Source organism: Reyranella sp. GW821-FHT14A01 (assembly GCF_058803965.1).
Window position 1 is genome coordinate 1 of record NZ_JBXAPM010000037.1, and the last position, 1,117, is coordinate 1,117.

Sequence of the window (1,117 nt, forward strand, 5' to 3'; positions counted from 1 at the left end):
CGCTCAGCAACCATTAAGATTGAACTGTCATGCGACAGTGTTGCGAGCTGAGATCCACGGGGTGCCGCGAGCGACGACGGCGTTGACCTGGATGAGCAGCTTGCGGGCGCAGGCGACCATGATCTTGCGGTGTGCTTTACCGGCGGCCTTCAGGCGCAGGTAGAGAGCCTTGATGGCCGGATTCCAGCGGAAGGCGGCCGCCAGGCTCGCGGCATAGAGCGCGCGGCGCACCCGATCGCGGCCCCCGCCGATCCGGCTATGGCCTTTCCATTTGCCCGACTGCCGCACGAACGGAGCCAGTCCTGCCAGGGAGGCGATCGGCTCACGCTCGAGCTGGCCGAGTTCGGGTAACAACAGCAACAGGCTAAGCGCCGTGCGCTCGCCGATCCCGTCGACGCTCTGGATCAGCTGCAGCCGGGCCAGCAGGTCGGGCTCGGCGGTGATGCTCTTCATCAACAGGGCCCGCTCCGCCGCCTCGCGCCGCTCCAGCCGCTCGACCTCCCGGCGCAGGAACCGGCGGACATGCGCCAGGTGCGCCGCTTCCAGGCGCGTCTTGGCGCGGACCACATCCTCCTCGAGCTGCTCGATCAGCCGCAGATGCTCGGCAAGGCGAGCCAGCCGCGCATCGGGCGCCTCGTGCACTGTGTCGAGCAGCGCCGTGCAGGTGGCGATCAGCGCCGCATCCAGCGGGTCGCTCTTGGCCCGCCGCAGGCGGTATTGGGCGAACGCCCGGACCTGCAAGGGCTGCAGCACCGCTACCTCCAAGCCGGCCTCGCGCAGCGCGCCGGTCACTTCCTGCGAGTACGAACCGGTCGATTCCAGTCCGACCCGCACCACCTGCGCCGCGCGGAGCCACTGGATCAGCCGGCGATGACCGGCTGCGCTGTTGTCGAACACCTGCCGGTCCGCCGCGCCGTGCAGCGCCACGTCCAGCCGCGCCTTGCCGATGTCGATCCCGGCTACGACCATGCTAACATCGCTCATCTTCGTCCATCCTGCCTCGTCTTCGAACCTGGAGTTCGGGCAACCATCCGGATCGGGGGAAGAGGCCGGCCGCGATCTTGCTGAGCTCATCCCCTCAAGGGATCAGACGACGTCGATCCGACGACCGGCCGTG

General features: G+C 68.3%; 1 protein-coding gene. It reads right to left on the reverse strand.

Annotation, left to right across the window (positions count from 1 at the left end; genetic code table 11):
* Positions 1-27: 27 nt before the first annotated feature.
* Positions 28-984 (reverse strand): IS110 family RNA-guided transposase, encoded by a 957-nt coding sequence (locus AC1ROX_RS31590; protein WP_493132897.1) that lies wholly within the window; start codon positions 982-984, stop codon positions 28-30.
* Positions 985-1,117: the final 133 nt, after the last annotated feature.